The sequence below is a fragment of the Archangium lansingense genome (assembly GCF_026626635.1).
Taxonomy (GTDB): Bacteria; Myxococcota; Myxococcia; order Myxococcales; family Myxococcaceae; genus Archangium; species Archangium lansingense.
Genome location: NZ_JAPNKA010000001.1, coordinates 3,150,320 through 3,167,569, shown reverse-complemented (window position 1 = coordinate 3,167,569; position 17,250 = coordinate 3,150,320). Strand labels below are relative to the sequence as shown.

The 17,250-nt window shown below is 66.1% G+C and carries 13 protein-coding genes; 6 read left to right on the top strand and 7 right to left on the bottom strand.

What is annotated here, in order from left to right; all coding sequences use genetic code 11:
- The first annotated feature begins 50 nt into the window (after positions 1 to 50).
- Positions 51 to 1,136 carry an SGNH/GDSL hydrolase family protein gene (locus OV287_RS12655; RefSeq protein WP_267534285.1) on the top strand — a complete coding sequence of 362 codons (1,086 nt, stop codon included), beginning with the start codon at positions 51 to 53 and terminating at the stop codon, positions 1,134 to 1,136.
- Positions 1,137 to 1,202: 66 nt separating this feature from the next.
- On the opposite strand, the gene OV287_RS12650 is transcribed toward OV287_RS12655, so the two are convergent.
- Positions 1,203 to 3,089, bottom strand: coding sequence for a hypothetical protein (locus OV287_RS12650; protein ID WP_267534284.1), 1,887 nt, complete (start codon positions 3,087 to 3,089; stop codon positions 1,203 to 1,205).
- A gap of 187 nt (positions 3,090 to 3,276) precedes the next feature.
- Positions 3,277 to 5,490 carry a kinesin gene (locus OV287_RS12645; protein ID WP_267534283.1) on the bottom strand — a complete coding sequence of 738 codons (2,214 nt, stop codon included), beginning with the start codon at positions 5,488 to 5,490 and terminating at the stop codon, positions 3,277 to 3,279.
- Between the two features lie 113 nt (positions 5,491 to 5,603).
- On the opposite strand from OV287_RS12645, the gene OV287_RS12640 reads away from it, so the two are divergent.
- From OV287_RS12640 to OV287_RS12630, 3 genes are all read left to right on the top strand, one after another.
- On the top strand, positions 5,604 to 6,395 hold the full coding sequence (locus OV287_RS12640; RefSeq protein ID WP_267534282.1) for a ZIP family metal transporter: 792 nt from the start codon (positions 5,604 to 5,606) through the stop codon (positions 6,393 to 6,395).
- Positions 6,396 to 6,527: 132 nt separating this feature from the next.
- Complete coding sequence (locus tag OV287_RS12635) at positions 6,528 to 7,031, top strand: hypothetical protein (RefSeq protein ID WP_267534281.1); 504 nt, start codon at positions 6,528 to 6,530, stop codon at positions 7,029 to 7,031.
- A 91-nt stretch (positions 7,032 to 7,122) separates the two neighbouring features.
- Complete coding sequence (locus OV287_RS12630) at positions 7,123 to 7,863, top strand: lysophospholipid acyltransferase family protein (protein WP_267534280.1); 741 nt, start codon at positions 7,123 to 7,125, stop codon at positions 7,861 to 7,863.
- On the opposite strand, the gene OV287_RS12625 is transcribed toward OV287_RS12630, so the two are convergent.
- The gene (locus tag OV287_RS12625; protein ID WP_267534279.1) at positions 7,814 to 10,264 is read right to left on the bottom strand and encodes an ATP-binding protein; all 2,451 of its coding nucleotides are present in this window, start codon (positions 10,262 to 10,264) and stop codon (positions 7,814 to 7,816) included. The two genes, OV287_RS12630 and OV287_RS12625, sit on opposite strands and share 50 nt — an antisense overlap.
- A gap of 105 nt (positions 10,265 to 10,369) precedes the next feature.
- Positions 10,370 to 10,645: a type II toxin-antitoxin system RelE family toxin gene (locus tag OV287_RS12620; protein ID WP_267534278.1), complete on the bottom strand. Its 276-nt coding sequence runs from the start codon at positions 10,643 to 10,645 to the stop codon at positions 10,370 to 10,372.
- Between the two features lie 502 nt (positions 10,646 to 11,147).
- Between OV287_RS12620 and OV287_RS12615 the strand changes: the two genes are divergently transcribed.
- Positions 11,148 to 13,427 carry a PQQ-dependent sugar dehydrogenase gene (locus OV287_RS12615; protein ID WP_267534277.1) on the top strand — a complete coding sequence of 760 codons (2,280 nt, stop codon included), beginning with the start codon at positions 11,148 to 11,150 and terminating at the stop codon, positions 13,425 to 13,427.
- Between the two features lie 48 nt (positions 13,428 to 13,475).
- Positions 13,476 to 14,837: a bifunctional glutamate N-acetyltransferase/amino-acid acetyltransferase ArgJ gene (gene argJ / locus OV287_RS12610; protein ID WP_267534276.1), complete on the top strand. Its 1,362-nt coding sequence runs from the start codon at positions 13,476 to 13,478 to the stop codon at positions 14,835 to 14,837.
- A 111-nt stretch (positions 14,838 to 14,948) separates the two neighbouring features.
- Here argJ and OV287_RS12605 read toward each other — a convergent pair whose 3' ends face one another.
- From OV287_RS12605 to OV287_RS12595, 3 genes are all read right to left on the bottom strand, one after another.
- Positions 14,949 to 15,818 (bottom strand): alpha/beta fold hydrolase, encoded by an 870-nt coding sequence (locus OV287_RS12605; RefSeq protein ID WP_267534275.1) that lies wholly within the window; start codon positions 15,816 to 15,818, stop codon positions 14,949 to 14,951.
- 10 nt (positions 15,819 to 15,828) lie between these two features.
- A complete protein-coding gene (locus OV287_RS12600; RefSeq protein WP_267534274.1) occupies positions 15,829 to 16,674 on the bottom strand; it encodes an SDR family oxidoreductase in 846 nt (281 codons plus the stop codon).
- A 179-nt stretch (positions 16,675 to 16,853) separates the two neighbouring features.
- Complete coding sequence (locus tag OV287_RS12595; RefSeq protein WP_267534273.1) at positions 16,854 to 17,243, bottom strand: cupin domain-containing protein; 390 nt, start codon at positions 17,241 to 17,243, stop codon at positions 16,854 to 16,856.
- Positions 17,244 to 17,250: the final 7 nt, after the last annotated feature.

The window sequence follows — 17,250 nt, the reverse complement described above, 5'->3', positions numbered from 1 at the left end:
ATCTCTTCCATTTGAAGCCCAAGCGATTGCTACATTGGTTGCCGAGCATAGTGCTGGCTCTGGCCGTGCACAGCGGCTGCCACACCGTTCCCGTCCAGGTGTCTCCCCAAGCTCCCGAGCTGCGCTTCGGTGGCCGTGTGGACCGTGGAGACGCCCAGGGGGCCCGTCTCGCCTGGGGTGGCACGTCCCTCACCGTGCGATTCACTGGCACGTCCCTCGGTCTGCGCCTGCTCGATCTGCCCAAGGTCGAGGAGCGTGCTCCCAACCGCTTCCGCTTCAGCGTGGACGGTGCGCCCTTCCGCGACCTCTACGTGGGCGAGGGCCGCATGCTCTACCGCGTCGTCGAGGGCCTCCCCGAGGGCGAGCACGTGCTGCGGCTGGAGAAGGAGACCGAGTCCTCCGTCGGAGAGACCCAGTTCCTCGGGCTCGAGCTCGACCCGGGCGCTCAGTTGCTACCCGCGCCTCCCGCGCCTACGCGCCGCATCGAGTTCATCGGCGACTCGGGGCTCACGGGCTTCGGTATCGAGGGCAAGAACGAGCAGTGCAGCTTCAACGTGGAGACCCAGCGCAGCTCCCTCACCTGGCCTGCCCTCACCGCGCGTGCCCTCGGCGCCGAGGCCACCATCATCGCCTTCTCTGGCAAGGGCGTAGCCGTCAACCACGCCAACGACCCCTCCCCGCCCCTGCCCCAGCTCTACGAGCGCCCCCTCCCCTATCGCGAGGACAGCCGCTGGAACTTCAACTCATGGGTGCCCGATGCGGTGGTCATCCAGCTCGGCGCCAATGACTTCTGGAAGGAGCACCCCGGCGAGGAGCGCTTTCGCAACGCATACCGCGCCCTGGTGGATGGCATCCGCGGCCACTATCCCAATGCCCACATCGTCTGCCTCCTGGGCTCCGGCATCAGCGACAGCTACCCCAAGGACCTCAATGCGCGCAGCAACGCCCGTGTCCTCATCTCCGGCGTAGTGGAATCCCTGCGCCAATCCGGAGATTCGCGCGTGCACTTCGCCGAGGTGCCTCCCAAACTTGAAGACGAGGGATTCGGCTGTGTCTGGCACCCCAGCCGGAAGACCCATCAGCGCACGGCCGAGCAGATGACGCCCCTGCTGCACGGCCTGCTCGGCTGGCGCTAAACCGGGCCTCATACAACTCTGTAACGAGAAGCATGCTCTTTTGATCACAAATCCAGGACTACGTACTCAAGTGCGGCGCTTGATTTTATTATTGATTCGATAGAGCCTCACGGATTGCGCAGGAACACCGTTGATTGCGCCTCGAACTTTGTCCAATTTATCTGCCAAAGCAGTATCCTCGACTACGCGCTCAAACATCATCTCACTGACTCTCCGCAGCACCTTCAAACTAGTTGCTTTTGAGATCACATCAATGAGCGCGGCATTCCCGCTCGCAATTTGCCCTCCCTTAACAAGATCACCGACAACGTCGACATCAGCTATTTCGATGGCATTACGCGCAAGCTTGCGAACCCCTTCATTAAAAGCGCGCACACTCTCTCGAATTTCATCATCCCGAACTGGCTCTCCCTTTGACTCCAGAACATCTGCAATTATCGCACGCATGCGCCGAGTCTCCGCCTGATCGAAGACGTCAAGGTACTCATCAACTGGGATTTTTTCGCTGTAAGCAATCTCCAGAGCCTTGAGAATCTCTCCCATGCGAGAGACCTGCTCCTTTTTCATCAGCTTCGTCTCGGGCAGGAAACTATCCGCATAGAAATCTAGCAGTGATTCATTCACAACCAAACCAGTATGCAAGGACGCGCCGAATGCCTGAGCCATACACAAATGCATGGCCGCGCTGTGCATATCAATAAAAGCAAATGCTGCGCGCCCATTCTCACCAGAGAGGCGAGTCAAGCAATGCGTCAACAACATTGCAGGAGAAAATTGAGGAAGGGCCAAATGACCAATCCTCCACATCACTCCTTCGAACGCCTCGGCTCCCCTTATCATAACAAGGGAAGCGTCACGAAGAAGGCTGGCATTAACATCCTGGGCCCGTGCCGTCTCAGATATCGAATCCGCCAACTCAAAAAGCACATGAGAGAGTGAGCGGTCCTCACGGAGCATTCGCAGATATGGAGTGCCTTGCCACGCATATCTCGCAGCCAAATAATCCAAATCACGCCCTCCCAAGAACCCCAGCGATGGATCCTCAATAAAAGTGCGCGAGATGGCTTCCGGATAAACCCCAAGGCCAAACTTAAAAATCGGAATAATCTTGCCTCTACGACAATAGGCCAAGAAGTCAGACTCTTTCAGCCCAAACCGATTAAGATAGTAATCGCCTTCAGGGTACCCTCCACCCGGAGACATGACGGTATAGATGCGGTCATAGACTGGCAGGAAGCAAGAAATCGGGGTTGCCTTACCAAGAGATGTTGTACATAGCACCTTGGTACCTTTGAAGTTGTCCACCAGTGGCAGAGGAGGAGGCGCACCTGACATGACCTGCTTAAGTCGCCTAGCGAACAACTCCTCTTCTTGTTCTAAGAGGTTGTTGATACGCGGCTCCCTCCTGGGGACAAAGAAACCAGCATTATTCAAATCATTTCGAGAGTCATCCGGCGGCAAGGGGCGGACATCAACAGAAAGTCCAGCGAATCCAACTGCGAGCAATGCAGCTCGCACATCTCTGATAAGCAACTCTGGAGTTGAACCATCCTCGCAAGCGACAAACACCCGCAGCGCAAGGGGCTGATCCGGTGGACGCTTTTCAAATACCAATCTCCCAAGTGAAGGGACCAGCCGGACGAGAGTCTCCTTCAATTCCCAATCCACCTGCGTGGTGTTCAGCGAAGCCAAGCGGAAGCGCGCATATGGCGGTTCCTCCTCAATAGCCCCAGGAAGATCCTGGGCTATAGAAACCTCGTACCTCACCGCAAGCTGGCCCACGTAATGCAAAACCGACCTAATTCGCTCCTCTAGTTCTTCGTCATCCTGTCCTGAACTTGCACGCGCATAGATCTTAACAAGAAAAGGGCCTGACACCTGGATCTCCAGAGCATCAAGCCCTCTAACCCTCGCCAGTAGCGAGCGCCGAATTTCTGCAACCGACCCAGACATAATATGCCCTCAACCCTACCTCGGTTTTACTCCTCCCAATCTTAGCCGGTCACGAAGGACTGGACACCTTGGAAATGATTGATAGAGGTCCGGCACACACGCCCGGCCCCCCCTAAAGCAGGCATCTAATTCCGCATCTCTGGCTAGCCATGCAAGAAGCCTGCTCGGCTGGAAGTAGCCCGCGACCTCACGGAGCTGGCTGCGCAGGCGGCACTGTCGGAGAGGAGCCCGGTGTCATCAGCGAGTCACACGTGGCACCGGCCATCCACCGGCGCGTGCAGGCCTCGCGAATGATGGGCTCGCGGAACTGCCAGAGCAGGACGAACAGAATGACGAGCCCGATGGCCAGCCACATGCCCGGCGAGCGCGGCTCCGCCTCATCGTCCTCGCGCGCCTTCACGAGGACCGAGTGCAACACGTCAGTCCTGTCCACCCTGGCGTTCTTCGGCAGCCTCGGCCGGCGGGTGATGAGCGCCGCCAGATCCCTCGTGAGCATCAACTTGTCGTTGAGTGCCCAGCCAGAGCCCTCCAGCAACAGCGCCAGGTTGCGCTTGCGCAGCTTGAGCCACCCCAGCAGGCCCGAGGGCAGCATCACCACGGCAGCCACGACCATCGATGCCGAGATGACGTCGAAGACGGTGAGCGACTTCATCTGCGTCACGATGAAGGCCAGTGACGAGCCCACCGCCGCGAACGCGATGCCCGCCGCCGCGATGAAACCACCAGGACCCGCCGCGGGAGCCGCTGGAGCCGGCGCCGCGGGAGCGACCACGGTCCCCTGCGCATAGCTCTTCTCCAGTGTCTCATCGAGCGACTTCTCCCCGGCCGCCGCCATCCCTTCGATCTTCTTGGAGATGAACTGGCCGATCCGCTCGAACGGCATCGTCATCGATTCCCACAGCGACACGGGCTGCCGGATGACCTGCGTCACCACGGCGTCGTACTCGCGGCCCTCCACGTCGTAGAACACGCCGCGCTTGCCCACCATGAGGCCGCCACTCCGCCCGCGCGTCGCCGGCACCGCCACCTCGTAGCTCTCACCGCCCTCCTTCGCCGCCACATGCACATAGAGGGTACAGGTGGTGCCCTGGCTCGTCAGTGCCGCGTGCGCGGCCCGGTTCGTCACCAGCACCGCCAGCCTGAACCTCCAGCCCCCGAGGATGAGCGTCCCCTTCTCCATCAGCGCGCGCCGCTTCGTCTGGTACAGGTCCGGCATGCTGATGAAGTTGTTGGCGAACATCAGCAGCCAGCGCTGGTAGAGGATCAACCGCTCCAGCTCGTCCACCGCGTCCAGCTTGTCCTTCAGCGCCAGGTCCGCCCGGCACGCCGCCTCCAGGGCCTCGAGCTCCGACTCGGAGAGGGTCGGCAGCACCTCCACCAGTCCGCGCAGAGGGCTCGCCTCCATCCTCGACTGCCACGCCAGAATGGCGTCGGCCTTCGCGGACAAATCGCGCCAGGCGGTGTCCACCAGCGTCGCCATGTCCCCGGTGAGTGGCACGGCCACGTCCTTCCGGAAGGCGTCCAGCTTCTCGAACGACTGACCCCGGTACAGCCGGGACCAACGCAGCGCGCCTCCGGGCTCGGGAGGCGCTACCGGCAGTTCCGACACCACCCGCGCCAGCGCCTGCGTATCCCCGAGTGCCCCCTGCACCCGACCCGCCTCCAGCTTGAGGCTCGTAACGGCCTCGGGCTGCGCTGCCACCAGCCGGCACTGCAGGAAGTACGTGTCCAGCAGCGGCCGGATCTCCTGGATGCGCCGGGCGTGCTCCACGCTCCGCTCGCCCCACGCCAGCACCGAGGCCTTCTCCGCCAGGTGCACCAGCAGCGCACTCCGCTCCTCGCGGAAGCGCTGAAGCATGGGCAAGTCCACTCCCGCCTGTCCCGCCCGGTTCTTCACCTCGGGGAAGCAGGCCATGAGCTTCTGCGCCAGCGGCCTCAGCGGCTCGGGAAGGAAGGCCGGGGCAACAATCCCATCCCCGTTCTGCCCTGCCTCCCGCAGCGCCTTCTCACTGGTGCGCACCTGCTCCAGCGAGATGCGTGTCCGGTCCACGGCCTTCAACGTCTCCAGCAGGATGCCGGCCACGTCCCGGAGCTTCACTCCCGCCTCGGAGAGCGCGTCCAGCGCGAGCACGTCGCTCGCCGCGTCCGCTCCCTGGTACGACTTCAGCAGCTTCACCGCGTGCTCGACGGCGGCGCGAAGCTCGGCCACGCGGATGCGCTTGTTCCCATCCGTGTCGACGAAAGCGAGGAAGCGCGGGTCGCAGTTGAGTCCTTCCAGAGGGCAGGCCGTGGCCAGCCACTGGGTCTCCGGTATGCGCACGGCCTCTACGAGCACCTCAAAGGAGGGGATGGAGACCTGCAGCGAGCCTCCATAGCGGCGGTAGACGAGGGGGGACGTCATGGCGGCGCACCAGAGCACAACCGCCCGCCTGGTGGGGAAGCGGTTTCAGCGTCGGCGCTGACGAATGGAAAAACCCCGACTCCTTCCGTTCACTCCTAAGGAGACGGGTGAACATGGTGGATGCCATCGGAACGGGACTGCTGGGCACGGGGTTGCTGGCCAGCTTGGGCGCGGGTGCGGCTACGGGATTGGGGGCCCTCCCCGTCCTCGTCTCCCCTGACTTCGGACGCAAGGCACTGGACCGGATGCTCGGATTCAGCGCGGGCGTGATGCTCGCGGCCACCGCTTTCTCCCTGGTCATCCCCGCGCTCGGCCTGCTCCTCCAGGGGGGTAACGCGCCAGGCGGGGCCGTGCTGAAGGTGGGCCTTGGCATGCTGCTCGGCGCCCTCTTCGTGCGCAGCTGGCACGCCCTCATGCCCCACTCACATGTCCCCGAGGACCTCCCCGCCCACGGGGGCTTGAGCCGGAGCCGGGTGATGCTGTTCGTGCTCGCCATTACCCTGCACAACTTCCCCGAGGGCCTGGCAGTGGGCGTCAGCTTCGCCGGCCCTGAGTCGCGGTTGGGCCTGGCCGTCGCACTCGGCATCGCCGTGCACAACCTCATCGAGGGCCTGGTGGTAGCCGTGGCGCTGAGGGGCTCGGGCATGAGCGCCAGTCGCTCCGCCTTTCTCGCGCTGCTGACGGGACTCGTCGAGCCGCTCGGCGGCCTGCTCGGCGTGGGAGCACTCTCCCTCAGCACCCGCCTGCTCCCCTGGGGCCTCACCTTCGCGGGCGGAGCCATGCTCTACGTCGTCACCCGCGACGTCATCCCCGAGAGCCGTCGCAGCGGCTTCCAGCGTGAGGCCACCAGCAGCCTCATGTGGGGATTTGCCCTCGCCCTGGCTCTGGACCTCTCGCTCGCCTGACCTTCCGCTCTCCTCCCGACAAGAGGAGGGCGCCTCTGGCCGGGCCATGCCTCGACCTGCTTGCATCTGCCACCTGCACGGGGCATGTCTCGGGGTGTGAGCCAAGCGCACCAGCAGACCGGGTCGGGTGAAATGGACGCAGCCCAGAAGAACGACGGCATCTTCAGCGCCTACTCGAAGCAGCAGCCTCGCCGTCCCAAGCGCATGCTGCTGCTGTACCCCGCTGCGGCGCTGTTCCTCTTCCTGCTCGGCAAGTGGTTCGTGGCCTTGCAGCCGGCGGCCACCCCCTACCGTGTGGAGACGGCCTGGGGCCTCCGTCAGGTGAACAAGGGCATGTCGCCGCAAGACGTCTCCGGCATCCTTGGCCAGCCCACCAGCAAGGAGCGCCGCGGCAACCAGGAGTGCTTCCAGTACGGCCGCCCCACCATCAAGGAGCCCACCTTCGTCCTGCATGTCGTCTGCTACGAGGACGGCAAGCTCATCGAGGTGTCCGAGAAGCGCTACAACTCCTGGGTCGTCACGAGCGACATGGCCATCTCCCCCGCTCCGCTCGAGTACGAGCTCCAGGACGAGCCGAAGCCCGAGGCCCCGGCCAGCCCCAGCGCGCCGAGCGTCGCCGGCCAGAACCCCATGTAGCTGCTCACGTAGAGGACGATCCGAAGTCCTCCATTCTTGACGCGGTGTGAGAAGATGCCGCCTTTCCTCCGGCCCACCGGAGCAAGGTGACATGCGCTGGCTCCACTCGGTGCTCTTCTGGTCGTTCTTCGCGGCAAGCTCCGCCGTCCTCTTCTGCGTCGCGCTCGTCATCTTCCTGGTGACGTGGCCCTTTGATCGCAACGGCCGGGTGCTGCACCTGTTCTCCTGTGCCTGGGCGCAGCTCTACTTCTGGGTGACTCCCGGCTGGCGGCTGCGAATCGAGGGCCGCGAGCGCCTGCCCTGGCACGGACCCGCGGTGCTGGTGTCCAACCACCAGTCCCTGGGCGACATCCTCGTGCTCTTCGGCCTCTACCGGCCCTTCAAGTGGGTCTCCAAGGCCAGCAACTTCGAGCTGCCGTTCCTCGGCTGGAACATGTACCTCAACCGCTACGTGGGGTTGGTACGCGGGGACAAGGACAGCATCGCGAAGATGATGGCCGAGTGCGAGCGCTGGCTGAACCGGGGCGTGCCGGTGCTCCTCTTCCCCGAGGGCACGCGCTCGCCGGACAACCAACTGCTGCCCTTCAAGGAGGGCGCCTTCCGGCTGGCCCACAACCAGGGCTGCCCGCTCATCCCCATCGTGCTGACCGGCACGGGGAACACCCTGCCCAAGCACGGGCTGCTGCTCAAGTTCCGGGCGGACTGCAAGGTCCGCGTCCTCGAGCCCGTGGACCCGCGCGCCTTCCCCGACGCCACCACGCTGCGCGACCACGTGCGCGGCCTCATGGAGCAGGAGAAGGCCCGCCTCGAGTCCGGGGCAACCGCACCGTGAAGGTAGTGCCCTCCTCCGCGTTGGAGCGCACCGAGATGGTGCCGCCATGGCCTTGGACGATCTGCGCAACGATGTAGAGGCCCAGCCCCAGGCCCGAGGCCGGGTGCGGGCTGTCCCGCGCAAGCCGCCGGAAGGGCTCGAAGATGGCGGGCAGCAGCTCGGCCGGGATGGGCGGGCCCGCGTTGTTCACCTCCAGGACAACGCTCTCGTCCTCGTCGCGCAGCAGCAGGCGCACAGGCGTCCCCTCGGGGCTGTAGTCGAGCGCGTTCTTGCCCAGGTTTCCAATCACCTGGGAGAGCCGGTCCGGATCCCAATCGCCCTCGAAGTTCCCCGCTGCCTCCAACCGCAGCTCGCGCCCGGGGTGGCCCGCATCCAGCTCGTCCATCGCATGCCGCACGAGGTGGCGCAGGTTGAGGTGCTGGGGTGACACGGGAATGCCACCCCCCAGCCGCCCTCGCGTGAAGTCCAGCAGCTCGCCAATCATCCGCGCCATGCGCTCGGCACTGCTGATGATGCGGCGCACGGGCTTGAGGTGGCGGGGAGACAGGTCCTCCGAGCACATCAACGCATTGGCGGACAGGAGGATGGCGTTGAGCGGATTGCGCAGATCATGCGAGACGATGCCCAGGAAGCGCTCACGGAATTCCGCTGTCCGGCGCAGCTCCTCCTCCGTGCGCTGGCGCTCGGTGATGTCCACCACCACCGTGCCCACCCAGCGCACCACGTCTCGCGTGTCCCGCACCGGGTAGAAGCTCAACAGGTAGTGGTGGATTTTCTCCCCATCGGCCGCCACGGGATGGGCCAGCTCTCTGTCCCGAAGGGGCTCACCCATCTCGAAGACCTGGCGCAGCAGGGGCTCCAGGAGCTCGGCATACTGGGGAAGCACCTCGCGCACGGTGCGCCCCAGCGTCTTCTCCACGGGCCTGCCGTTGATGTCCGCGAGCATGCGGTTGACGCGCACATAGCGCAGCTCCCGGTCCACGAAGGCCAGGCCAATGGGCGCGGTGGACAGCAGCGAGTCCAGCAGGGCGAGCGTCTCGGACTGCTCCGCCTCGTGCCCCAGCCGCTCCGTCTCGTCCCGGGCGGAGAGCACCGCACCGGCCGAGGTGCCATCGGATCGAAGCACGGGCGAGGCGGTGCCATTGAGGATGAGCTCCGAGCCATCCGGGCGCCGGACCTTCCAGCGAGCCCCGGTGACCGTCTCCCCCTGGAGGGCCCGGTACAGCGCCGTCTCCTCCAGGGCCAGGGGCTGCCCCTCCTGGTTGAGCAGACCGTAGGTAGCCGTCCACTCGGGCGCGGCCACCTGCTGGCGGGTGACGCCGTGCTGGCGCTCGGCCTCCGCGTTGAAGACGCGCAGCACGCCCTGCTCGTCCGTCACGATGATGGCATCCCCGCTCTGCTCGATGACCAGGCGCAGCAGCTCCTCATGCGTGCGCATCGTCTCTTGAGCCTCGCGCTCACGGGTGGCCAGCCGGGTCTGCACCAGCAGCGCTGAAGCCCGGCTCACCATCGCCCGAAACAGGAGCTTGTCCTCGTTGGAGAACTCGAAGGCGGTGATGCTGCCCATTTGCGCCACGCCGATGACCTCCTCCCCGGCGATGAGCGGCACCCCATAGAGGGCGCGCGTTCCCCGCTGCCGGAGCACCTGGCTCTTCACCAGCGGATCCGTTGCCGCCGAGCGCACCTCCAGCGGGCGCCGCTCGGCGGCGACCTTCCCCGCCAAGCCCTCGCCCACCCGGAGCCCAAAGCCAGCGGCCACCTCCTGCTCCAAGCCCACCGAGGCACGCGCCCGGAGCACGTCCCCCTCGAGCAGCAGCAACGTGACGGTGTCCACCGCCTCGGTCGTCTCCAGCACCACGCGCAGCAGCCGCTCCAGGAAGGTGTCCAGGTCCTCCGAGCCAAGCGCCGCCTCGGAGATGCGCTCCAGCGCGACCAGGGTGCGCTCGCGGGCCCGCGAGTAGCGCGCCACGGCAATGGCCACCGCCTCATCAAACGTCTGGTTGAGGCGCTCGACCTCCCGCAGCAGTGTCTCCACGTCCCGCTCGCCTTGGTGGCCCACGTACTGCCCATAGAGCCGCAGGACACTGGAGCGCAGCAGCGAGTACTCGTGGGTCACCTGCTCCAGGTCGAATCCCACGTCCAGCCGCTGCAGCGCATGGATCTCCGGCCACTCCTCCAGCGAGCCCTGCGCTCCAGTGTGGACGCCCTCCACCAGGTCCGCCATCCGGTCCAGCAAGGGCGGCAGATGGTTCAGCAATCGGAAATGAGAGAGCTGGCGCGTATAGGGAATGAGCCGCACCGCGCGCTCCCACTCCGCGAGGATCAGCTCGCGCTGCTCCCGGATGAAGTCACAGAGGCGGCGCCGCTCCCCGGCTCCGGCGACTGGCTGGTGCGTGGACATGTCCAAAAAATGTGGACGCCGGCCCTCGCTGGAGCCCAGTTCCCAAGGCCAGGTACCGCTCTCTCGCCTGCCTGGCGGCCCATCTACCTGGCGCCAGGCCCGCCTCTAAAGCTCTCTCGGGAGCCGGCGCGCTACCTCCAGCAGCAGGACGCGCTGGTGCTCATGGTCCACGTCGTAGAGCGCAATCGCATCATCCACCACCACCGAGGGAGTCGAGGTCGGATGTCCCGAGCCCTTCATCCTGCCGGGGAGGACCTCCTTGCACTCCTCGGCGAGGGCGCTGGCGACAGCATCCAGTTCCTCGCGGATGCGCCGGTAGGTCTCCAGTGACAGGTGGGCGAGCTGATTCCACGCGGATGGGCTGATTTCGACGGTGTACACGGTGCGCAGGCCTGTTGAGTCACTCCTCCCATATTGTTTGAGCACAAACCAGTCCAGTCCAATTCCCCGTAAAGTCCAGGGCTTGGAGAGATGGGGTTCAGTTCCAAACGGTCATTGCTACAAGCCGTGGACGCAAGAGCTCCCGTTCCCCTCCTTGCGCGAGTGAACCCACACCCAGGGTGGCACCCGCCAGAAGACGCCCGCACACCCACCGCCCCCAGGAGCGGGGTTGATGCCAGATGAAACCCACTCCGCGCCCGCACCATCCAGCAGCGGACGTACGTGGATTCCCTTGCCCCATGCCTTCCCGAGCACGTGCGGAGCCCCCGCTACAGCTTCGCGCCGAATTCCACTGGGGGGCCGTTGGTGCTCCCCATCGGACTGGAGCGTCGTCATGCGTAGCGATTCTCTTCGGGCACTCGCCTGCGTTTTTCTGCTGTGGGGCTGTACAGAGGGAGAGCCGGCCACGAGCCCTCGTCCTCAACAGGCGGAGGCAGCCGCGGTGCCTACCCGCTTCACGGACACGGTGGTCGTCGACGATCTGGACTCGGCGACCTCCATGACCATCGCACCGGATGGGCGCATCTTCGTGTGTGAGCAGGAGGGCCGGCTTCGGGTCATCCAGGACGGCAAGCTGCTGAGCGCGCCATTCCTGACGGTGACGACGAACAGCAGCGGAGAGCGGGGCCTGCTCGGCGTGGTGTTGGATCCAGACTTCCCCCGCCAGCCCTACGTGTACGTCTACTACACGGCCACCTCGCCCCAGCTGCACAACCGCCTCAGCCGCTTCACCGCGAACGGCAACCTGGCCGTACCCGGCAGCGAGCGCATCCTCCTCGAGCTCGAACCCTTGGGGGCCAGCAACCACAACGGGGGCGCCCTCCAGTTCGGGCCCGGCGGCAAGCTCTACGTGGCCGTGGGGGAGAACACGCGCTCGGACCGGGCACAGCGCCTCGACACGCTGCTGGGCAAGATGCTGCGGCTGGAGAAGGACGGCTCCATCCCCACGGACAACCCCTTCTATACGCGCACCACGGGCAGCAACCGGGCCATCTGGGCGCTCGGCCTGCGCAACCCCTTCGGCTTCGCCGTGCAGCCAGGCACCGGCCGCATCTTCATCAACGACGTCGGGGCGGGCGACTGGGAGGAGATCAACGAGGGCGTTGCCGGAGCCAACTACGGCTGGCCGGAAACGGAGGGCCCCTCGACGGACCCGCGCTACCGCGCCCCGCTGTTCGCCTATGAGCACGGCTCGGGCACCAGCCGCGGCTGCGCCATCACCGGGGGCGTCTTCTACAACCCGGCCCAAGCCCAGTTCCCCGCGGAGTACACGGGGCGCTACTTCTTCTCGGACTACTGCAATGGGTGGATCCGCACGTATGACCCGAAGAATGGCGCCGTCGCCGTCTTCGCCACGGGGCTGGAGGCGCCCGTGGACCTCGACGTCGGACCGGACGGCAGCCTGTACTACCTGGATCGCGCGGACGACTCGGTGCGCCGCATCCGCTACACGGCGGCCAACGAGGCCCCTACGCTCGCGACCCACCCCGTGAGCCTGACAACGCGGCCCGGCCAGTCCATCACCTTCACGGTAGGCGCCACTGGGACGCCGCCGCTGCGCTACCAGTGGCAGCGCAATGGCGCCGACATGGCGGGACAGACGTCCGCGAGCGTCACCCTGGCAGCGGTGACGCTCACGGACTCGGGGGCCCGCTTCCGTGTGCGGGTGTCCAACGACTACGGCTCGGTGCTGAGCAACGAGGCCACCCTCACCGTGAGGAGCAACACCTCGCCCGTCGCCACCATCCAGCTGCCCGTGGAAGGGACGCTCTACAGCGCGGACAACGTCATCGCCTACGCGGGCCTGGGCACGGACGCCGAGGATGGGGTGCTGCCAGCCAGCACCTTCACCTGGCGCGTGGACTTCCACCACGACACCCACCTGCACCCCTTCATTCCGTCCACGCGCGGGGCCAAGAGTGGGACGTTCACCGTGCCGGACCGGGGCGAGACGGCCGCCAACGTGTGGTACCGCATCCACCTGCGAGTGGAGGACTCCGGCGGGGCCGCCCACGAGCTCTTCCGAGACGTGCGGCCCCGGAAGGTGAAGCTGCGGATGAGCACCGCGCCCACGGGGCTGCAGCTGGCGCTCGATGGGCAACCCCAACCGACCCCGTTGGAAGTGGAGACCGTGGCCGGCGTGGTGCGCGCACTCGGAGCCAGCTCTCCCCAGGTGAAGGAGGGAAAGACGTACGTCTTCGACCGCTGGAACCACGGGGGGGCGGCGAACCAGGAAGTCAAACCCACCGCGGACGCTCAATACACGGCGGTGTTCCGGGAGGTGACCGCCCCGGCCCAAGGCCTGCGGGCGGAGTACTTCGATGAGCCCAACTTCACGGGCCTGAAGCTGGAGCGGGTGGACTCCACCGTGGACTTCCGCTGGGAAACGGGCTCGCCGGACCCGACCCTGGATGGCAACAACTTCTCGGCGCGCTGGACCGGAAGCGTGGTGCCCCAGTACTCGGAGACGTACACCTTCTATACCCAGTCCAATGACGGGGCCCGGCTCTGGGTGGACGGCAAGCTGCTCATCGACGACTGGACCATCCACACCACCACCGAGAACCGGGGCACCATCACGCTACAGGCAGGTCGCGCCTATGCCCTCCGGGTGGAGTACTTCGAGCAGACGGGGCTGGCCATCATGCGGTTGCACTGGTCGAGCCCCAGCCAGAGCAAGCAGATCATCCCCCAGGAGCAGCTCCGACCAACGCCTCCCTAGCCCTGGAGCGGGCGGACGGGCATCTCCCCCATTGATTCGCGCCCGGGATTGCGGCAGCAAGCGCTTATCTCTCCGCAGCGAGGTACCGCCATTCCCAGCACGCACCTGATCTTCCCGTCCGCCGAGTCCCACCGGAGCTGGCTGGAGCACCACTCCGCCCTGCCGCGCGGCTTCCGCGTCGGGCGCACGCGCCTCGAGTTCATGCCCGCCGAGGTGGCCAAGCCGGCGAAGATGAACCTCACGCTCCTGGTGCTCGACGAGCCGACCCCGTCGTTCGCGGCGGTCTTCACGAAGAACGCCTTCCCCGGAGCGCCGGTGCTCATCGGCCGCAAGCGGCTGGAGGAGCCCACGCTGGGCGCGCTGGTGGTGAACAACAAGGTGAGCAACGTCTGCGCGCCCGGGGGCGTCGAGGCCTCCGAGCGGCTGTGCGCGGCGGTGGCCGGAGGGCTGGGGCTGAGCGCCTCGCAGGTGCTGCCCTGCTCCACGGGCGTCATTGGCTGGCGGCTGCCGGTGGACGCCATGGTGGAGGCGGTGCCCAAGGCCGTCTCGTCGCTCGAGGGCGGGTCGGTGCTGCCCGCCGCCGAGGGCATCATGACGACGGACCTGTACCCCAAGGTCCGCCGGGCCCGGATCGGAGAGGGAAGCATCGTGGGCATCGCCAAGGGGGCGGGGATGATTGAGCCCAACCTGGCCACCATGCTCGTCTTCCTGATGACGGACGTGGACGTGCCGCGCGAGGCGCTGCGCGCGGCGCTGCGCTCGGTGGCCTCGAGGACGTTCGGCTGCATCAGCGTGGACAGCGACACGAGCACGTCGGACACGGTGGCACTGCTGTCGTCGCGCAAGGTGCCCTGCCCCAGCCTGAAGGAGTTCGAGGCCGCCCTGGAGCAGGTGTGTGCCGACCTGGCCGAAGACATCGTGCGCAACGGTGAGGGGGTCCACCACGTCATGCGCGTGCAGGTGCGCGGGGCGCCGAGCGAGGACGTGGCTCGGGGCATCGGCAAGTCGGTGGTGAACTCGCCGCTCTTCCAGTGCGCGGTGAACGGGAACGACCCGAACGTGGGCCGGCTGGTGGCGGCGATCGGCAAGTACGTGGGAGCGCACCACCCCGAGGTGGACCTCTCCCGCTGCACCCTGCGCATGGGAGGCCGTGTCATCCTCGAGCACGGTGCCTTCCGGCTCGACAACGAGACGGAGAAGGCCCTGGTGGCACACATGAAGGGCGCCGAGCTCTACACCAGTGTGCCGCCCGCGGATGGGCTCACCTTCCGCCCGCAGGTGACGTACCCTCCGCACGAGCGCTCGGTGGAGATTGAGGTGGAGCTCGGCACCGGCCCGGCGACCTGCACGGTGCTCGGTGCGGACCGCAGCCACGAGTACATCAGCGAGAACGCGGACTACCGGAGCTGATTCGCCAGCTGTCCCCTCTCCCTCTGGGAGAGGGTCAGGGTGAGGGATTTCCCCAGGAGGACGACCCTCACCCCCCGCCCTCTCCCAGAGGGAGAGGGAGTCGCAGCACGTTCACGTGTCGAGGAAGGCCCGGAGGCGCGCGGCCACGACTTCTGGCTGGCGAATCGGCAGGTCGTGGCTCGCCTCGGGAATCGCCTCACAGGTGAGGTTCGGAAGGAGTGAACGCGCTCGGGCCAGCATCGGCTCCGCGTCGTAGATCTTCTCCTGCTGGCCGACGAGCAGGAGCGTCGGCGCGTGGATGCGCCGCAGCACCTCCTCCTTCACCACCCCCGGCCACTGTCCGGGGTACCAGCCAAAGTGGCGAAGCCCCGTCCACATCACGTCGGCAATCCCGCTCATCACCGCATCGTACGGGCCACCCGCCTCCGCCGCCGGAACGGCCGCCCAGCGCAGGTAGGCATGGACCCAGTCCCGGCGTGGCCAGATCAGGAAGGGAATGCCGCGCAGGACGAAGGCCGTGTTGAAGCGCACGAAGGTGGCCCCGGGAGCGAGCATCACCAGCTTCGACACCCGCTCTGGGGCCCGCGCGGCGTACTGCGCGGCGAGCCACCCACCGTACGACATCCCGCCCAGGTTCGTCCGCGGCAGCCCCAGCGCGGTGAGGAGCTCATCCAGCCAGCCGAGGAGATCCTCGACGCGCAGCAGGGGACGGTGCGGCACGCTGAAGCCGTGGTCACCCGGGGTGTCGACGGCATAGACCCGGAAGGACTTCCCGAGCTCCAGGGCATTCGCGGCCCACATGCCGGAGGTGACCTTGAACCCGTGGAGAAGCACCAAAGGGGGAGCCCCCTCCCGCCCCCAGACCTGTACTCGCGTCCGCGCGCTCGGCGTCTCGACATCCCGTGACTCGGGCGCGGTGGTCCACAACGCAATCAAGTCATCATAGGCACGGCGGAAGGCCACTTCGGTTCGAGGATTCATCGCTCCCCTCCTACGCGGCCCACCCTACTTCCTTCTCACTCCACGACCACAGCCGTTCGGCGGACTCCCGGTCCTGAGCCCTCTTCGACACGGGTGCGCGCTTCTTCTTGTAGAAGTACTCGCCCGAGACGGAAGCCACCTCGTCGCTCGTCGCCAGATACACGGACGTCTCGGCGCCCTGCTCCGGCGTCAGGAAGAAGAGCCCGAGGAACGCCATGATGGGCTTGCCGAACCCGGTCTGCCGATCCACGCCGAAGTTGCTCCCGACCGCTCCCGGGTGCAGGCAGTTGGCGGTGACGGCCGTGCCCCGGAGCCGCTCCGCGAGTGCCTTCGTGAACAGGATGTTGGCGAGCTTGGACTGCGAATAGGCCTTCCACACGCCAAAGCTCTGCGTCAGGTGCGGATCCTCCCAGTGGATGGACCCCGTCTTGTGCGCGCCCGAGGACACGTTGATGACTCGCCCCTGGGGCGCCCGCCGCAACGGCTCCAGCAGCAGGTTCGTCAGCAGGAAGTGGCCGAGGTGATTGACCCCCAGCTGGGACTCGAACCCGTCCCGCGTCGTCTCCCGCTTCACGGTGATGACGCCCGCGTTGTTGATCAACACATCCAGCTTCTGGTGTCGGCTCTGGAGCTCGCGAGCGAAGTTCCGGACGCTCTCGAGCGAGCCGAGGTCACACAGCATGAGCTCGAGCTTGTCCGAGCCGCTGCGCTGGATGACGTCCTTCAGGGCCTGCTCACCCCGCGCGGCACTGCGGCACGCCATCACGACGGTGGCGCCCTTGCGAGCCAGCTCCGTCGCGGTGGCAAGCCCCACCCCCGAATTCGCACCGGTCACAACTACGGTCTTCCCGTTCATCTGGCGGCCCTGCCTCCCAGGCTCTCTCACCAGTGGGCTTCATCCACCGGCTCGGAGGGGCGAGTCTTGGAAGGAAAGCAAGGCAGGCGCAACGAGTCCTTCAGGGCAAGTGGGCCCAAGCCCGCCAGCACGCCGTACCGCCGGAACCAGGCCTGCTGTGCCCCCTCCCCCTTCCAGAACTACTGCATGGACGGCGAGGGCTGGGACGTCTCGCGCCGCGCGTAGTCGGCCATCCCCTCGAAGTCCAACAGCAGGCAGGTCTCGTCGCCAACCACCCACGCGTCATGCCCTGGCGGAATGTAGGCCACATCGCCCGCGATGAGCAGGGACCGGGTGCCGTCGTCCATGACGACCTCCATGCTCCCGGAGACGACGTAACACGAGTGAGCGGACTGGCAGCTCCGCGTACCGGCGATGGGCTGGACGTCCTTCGACCACTTCCAGCCTGGCTCGAAGACTCCCATCCCAATGTTACTGCTGCCGAGATGAAGGAGATCCAAATGCCCGTGCGAGAGGAAAGGTCGCCGCTCATCGGGCTGTGCGAACTTCTTGATGACGAGTTGGCTCATGGCGTGC

Excerpts from the sequence above, each read along its gene's own strand:
- OV287_RS12650 (WP_267534284.1), bottom strand. The coding sequence starts at position 3,089 with ATGTCTGGGTCGGTTGCAGAAATTCGGCGCTCGCTACTGGCGAGGGTT.
- OV287_RS12645 (WP_267534283.1), bottom strand. The coding sequence starts at position 5,490 with ATGACGTCCCCCCTCGTCTACCGCCGCTATGGAGGCTCGCTGCAGGTC.
- OV287_RS12640 (WP_267534282.1), top strand. The coding sequence starts at position 5,604 with ATGGTGGATGCCATCGGAACGGGACTGCTGGGCACGGGGTTGCTGGCC.
- OV287_RS12635 (WP_267534281.1), top strand. The coding sequence starts at position 6,528 with ATGGACGCAGCCCAGAAGAACGACGGCATCTTCAGCGCCTACTCGAAG.
- OV287_RS12630 (WP_267534280.1), top strand. The coding sequence starts at position 7,123 with ATGCGCTGGCTCCACTCGGTGCTCTTCTGGTCGTTCTTCGCGGCAAGC.
- OV287_RS12625 (WP_267534279.1), bottom strand. The coding sequence starts at position 10,264 with ATGTCCACGCACCAGCCAGTCGCCGGAGCCGGGGAGCGGCGCCGCCTC.
- OV287_RS12605 (WP_267534275.1), bottom strand. The coding sequence starts at position 15,818 with ATGAATCCTCGAACCGAAGTGGCCTTCCGCCGTGCCTATGATGACTTG.
- OV287_RS12600 (WP_267534274.1), bottom strand. The coding sequence starts at position 16,674 with ATGAACGGGAAGACCGTAGTTGTGACCGGTGCGAATTCGGGGGTGGGG.
- OV287_RS12595 (WP_267534273.1), bottom strand. The coding sequence starts at position 17,243 with ATGAGCCAACTCGTCATCAAGAAGTTCGCACAGCCCGATGAGCGGCGA.